Annotated in this window: 3 protein-coding genes and 1 tRNA gene; 2 read left to right on the plus strand and 2 right to left on the minus strand. The window is 49.8% G+C overall.

The annotated features are described in order from the left end of the window. Positions 1-139 precede the first annotated feature (139 nt). Both BS640_RS07065 and BS640_RS07070 read left to right on the plus strand, forming a co-directional pair. Complete coding sequence (locus BS640_RS07065) at positions 140-1,381, plus strand: alpha/beta hydrolase-fold protein (protein WP_084912264.1); 1,242 nt, start codon at positions 140-142, stop codon at positions 1,379-1,381. Between the two features lie 215 nt (positions 1,382-1,596). Next, positions 1,597-1,672 (plus strand) — tRNA-Asn (locus BS640_RS07070). A gap of 213 nt (positions 1,673-1,885) precedes the next feature. On the opposite strand, the gene BS640_RS07075 is transcribed toward BS640_RS07070, so the two are convergent. Together BS640_RS07075 and BS640_RS07080 are read right to left on the minus strand one after the other, a co-directional pair. Beyond that, a complete protein-coding gene (locus tag BS640_RS07075; RefSeq protein ID WP_026110804.1) occupies positions 1,886-2,425 on the minus strand; it encodes a DUF2058 domain-containing protein in 540 nt (179 codons plus the stop codon). A 234-nt stretch (positions 2,426-2,659) separates the two neighbouring features. After that, the gene (locus tag BS640_RS07080; RefSeq protein WP_139802790.1) at positions 2,660-4,066 is read right to left on the minus strand and encodes an MFS transporter; all 1,407 of its coding nucleotides are present in this window, start codon (positions 4,064-4,066) and stop codon (positions 2,660-2,662) included. Between the last annotated feature and the right edge of the window lie 274 nt (positions 4,067-4,340).

Below are 4,340 nucleotides of genomic sequence, written 5' to 3' on the forward strand. Positions count from 1 at the left end.
ATTTTAATCCGTCTATTAAGGCTCAAAGGTATATTATTACATTTTGTCGTGACATCCACCTCAGAACGTTATCTAATAACGCAACGGACAGTTTTTATTAACGGTATAAATAACCTTAACTATTTCATGGATGATTAAAATGAGTAATATCCCGCTTTTTTCGCCTCATGATACCGCTGCGGCAGCACGGCTCATCAAACAGCTGGTAACACAGACATCGTTGGATATTACGCAATTTTGGCATGACGTGGAGTCAGTCGGCGTCCCGCTGGTCACCGAAGTGTCGGGTAAGCGAGATGAACGCGAAGTCACCTTTTTATGGCGTTCATCTAAATCGCTGCTGGGCGTTTATGTTTTCCTGAACCGGGTAACCGACAAAATAAATGTTCCCATGGGGCTGATGACGCACATCCCTTCTAGTGATATCTGGACCTTAACGCTGCGATTACCGGCGACCTACCGCGGCACATACACCTTCACTGAAATCCCGCTGGGGACCTCACCCGAGGTTGTCGCCAGGCTTGGCGGACGCTTTACGCCGTTTGTGGGCCAACCCGATCCGCTTAATAAGGCCTGCGGGATTAACGTGCGCGGCGTCGCAGAGGAATCAATCCTTGCTCTGGATAAAGCCCCCGAACAGCCCGAATGGGCGGGTGCACCGCTCACTCCTCGCGGCCTGCTAGTGACTTCCTATCCTGCCGTTGCCGGTCATAAGCGCCGCGTTCGCCTCTATGTCCCCGACGTTGCAGGAACAGAGCCGCTGGGACTGCTGGTGTTGCTCGATGCAGAAAAATGGTTTGATCACGTCGGCGTACTCGGGGCGATTGACGTTGCCATCAACAACGGCCGCATCGGGCCGATGGCCGTGCTCGGCATCGATAACCTCGATGAGTCCGATCGCACCGCAATCCTCGGCGGCCAGAGCGAGCTGGTGCTCGACATTGCCGAACGCCTGGTGCCGCAGATAATGGCCGATTATCCCGACAGAGTCTGGGCCGGTCGTTCAAAAACGGTACTTTGTGGCCAGAGTCTGGGCGGCGTCACCGCGCTTATGGCCGCGACCCACGCACCTGACATTTTCGGTACTGTCCTCAGCCACTCACCTTCCATGTGGTGGATGCCGCAGAGAAGCAAGCGTGACCTCAGTTTTAGTGAGAATGATGCATCATGGGTGAGTGAACACCTGCTGTCCGCGCCGCCAAAAGGGGTGCACGTTCGACTCTGTGTCGGATCGTTAGAGGGTTCCACCGTTCCTCATCTCGAGCAACTGCACCAGCGCTTACGGGCAGCAGGCATTGACAGCCATCTTTCGGTCTATACCGGCGGCCATGATTTTGCATGGTGGCGCGGGGCGCTCATCGACGGATTGTCTGCATTATAATTTCTTTAAAGAGTCAGAGCGCGCGGTTTGCCAGCGATCCAGGCATCAACTTCGCGCTGTGCAGGTCGCTTATCAGGGATAGCGAGGTGATTTTTCAAACATATTTGATCAGGTTATCAATGATTTGACTAGCAAATCAGCAGATAAAACGCTTTTTTAACTAACCCTTTGACTTGGCTGCCGGGAGTCACTATTATTCGCCTCGTTCAAACGATTCCTCTGTAGTTCAGTCGGTAGAACGGCGGACTGTTAATCCGTATGTCACTGGTTCAAGTCCAGTCAGAGGAGCCATATTTAGAGAAGCCCGCTTAAGGAAACTTAAGCGGGCTTTTTGCTTTCATCTTCTCCTCCCACCTCATCCCCCTTTTTCTCGACGAGCTGGAATATCCTCTTTCAAAACCAGCCCTGGAAGGATTAAGCGCTGCAGCGGATAAAGGCCATCCTATTGACGAAGAGTGGATTAAAGCCCGCTGTGACAGTCCGTTCTGAACGGTGAAAGTGTGATTACCACATCAAATCATCGGGCACTTTAAAGTCGGCGTAGGGATCTTCTTCATCCTGCTCTTCCTGACTCAGCGCACTGTTTAATACAATACTGTTAGCATCTCGCTGTGCAATTTTGTCGGCTACAATCGCGGGGATAATCGCGTATTGACTCTCGCCACTGTTATCAACAACCAAACGAGCAATCGCGAGACGACCACTGATCAGCTGCGCCTGAGTTAGCTTATCCACGGCTATTTTTTTAATTAAATTATTGTCTGTGAAGTTAAAATCAATAACGCCTTTTGCGATATCGATTTTGTTCATTTCAATGAGCTGCTTCACCTGAGCTTTATATTCTCTGGTTAATGCAGCCTGTTTTTGTTGTTCACTCAACTCTTTATCACGCTCAAGCTGGGCTTTTTTATTTTCTTCCACGGCCTCTCTTGCCTCACGCGCCTGGGCCCGTGATTTTTTAGCCGTTCTTTGGACTTTGGCCATTTTTGTAGTGGTCACTAATCCAGCTTTCAGCATCTGCTCTTGTAAAGTGAGTTTTGTCATTTTTGTTTCTAAACCAGTTGAATAATGCGGGGGATTATACCTGTAATTTTTGCAGCTGTTCCAGTTTGCGTCAAACCAGGGCGGTTGCGGAGCAGTCTCCTCTCGCGAATTATTATCATTTAATAATGAAAAATTAAAAAATTTATGCGTAATTTAGTGCGAAAGTCAAAATAGCCCTATTTCGAGAAGCCCGCTTAAGGAAACCTAAGCGGGCTTGTTGCTTTTAGGAAAAACTTACTTCCCAAGACTCACCCCGCCCTGCGTTTCTTCGAGGTTAACAGGGCGCATGATAATCAGCAGGATGACGGCAAGAAATGCGGCAAACATGATGATGCAGCCCATCAGCATCATTCCTGCGGTAAAAGAATGGGTCATTTCTTTGGCGACGCCCATTAAAAAGGGACCGACGAATCCGCCGAACGCCCCCAGCGCATTGATTAACGCTATACCGCCCGCCGCCGCCTGACCGCGCAAAAATTTGCCGGGCAAGGTGAAGAAAATCGTTTTGGCCGAGAGGGTTCCGACCAGCGCAAAGGTGACGCCAATCAGCGCGGGCACCAGGCTGTCAAGATACAGCGACAGCATCAGTGCCAGTGCGGCAAGCAGCAGTGCCGCTATCAGATGCATAACGCCACGCCCCGATTTGTCGACTGCCCGCGCCCAGAAAATCAGTCCCAACGTCGAAAAGAAATAGGGGATTGCCGCGATCCAGCCGATGGTGGTTGTTTCAATGCCTTCGGCCTTGAGCATCTGCGGTAACCAGATGCCTACCCCGTAGGTGCCCAAGGTGTAACTGAAGGTAATGCCGCTGAGCAACCACACGCGGACGTCTTTCAAGACCGAACGGAAATGTTGGCTTTGCGACGGCCCTTCCCCCCCTATTTGCATCATCCGGGAGAAGGTGACTTTTTCTTTTTCTGTCAGCCAGTTAGCCTGCTCTGGCCTGTCAGCTAACCGCCTCAGTGCCACAAAGCCAAGCAGGCAGGCAGGTACGCCTTCGATGAGAAACATCCACTGCCAGCCGTCCATGCCGAGAAAGCCGTGCAGCTGCAACAGACTGGTTGAGAGCGGTCCGCCAACCAGGAAAGAAATAGGCGTCGCGACGGTAAACCAGGCGAGAACCCTCGTACGGAACTGCACGGGAAACCAGATACTGAGGAAATAAATCACGCCGGGAAAGAATCCTGCCTCCGCAATACCCAGCAGCAGGCGAATGCTATAAAAACTCCATGGGCCGACGACAAAGACCATCATTGCGGCGACACATCCCCAGGTTATCATGATGCGTGACAGCCAGAGGCGAGCCCCGAAACGATACATGGCAAGGTTGCTCGGAACCTCACACAGGCAATAGCCAAAAAACATGATCCCCGCGCCGAGACCAAACTGTGCGGGACCCAGCCCAAGCTGAGCACTCATTTGCAGCGCGGCATAACCGACGCTGGTGCGATCGAGATAATTAAAAAAGTAGGCAACGCCCAATAAAGGGATCAATCGCCAGGCGGCTTTCATGCACAGTTTCTGCTCTTCCTCGCTGAGCGGTCTTATTTCATTCAGTGGTTTTATTTCATTTTTTATGGATTCTTCAGGTTGTATCGTCACGGACATAAATACCTCGGTATCTTTGCGTAAAATAGCCAAAACCCTTCCCCTCAGGCGCTAAAAGGCCAGAGTGAAATGTTGAAATTAATTATTAATTCCGTTCAGTGATAAATAATTCCGTTCTTTTTTAATGTTGATTTATTCAGCTTAACTGTCAATGACGCGGGAAAGAATCTGTTATATCCTGAGAAGCAGCTCACAATATATTTTTATCAAAACAGAAAAAACAGGCCTCAAAACCCCTTCAAAACAATCAACTAAAATAATGATTTTTAAAGAAAAAAATCATGAAATTTATAACTCAACTCTGAAG

Origin of the sequence: Rouxiella badensis (genome assembly GCF_002093665.1) — a bacterium.
GTDB classification, from domain to species: domain Bacteria; phylum Pseudomonadota; class Gammaproteobacteria; order Enterobacterales; family Enterobacteriaceae; genus Rouxiella; species Rouxiella badensis.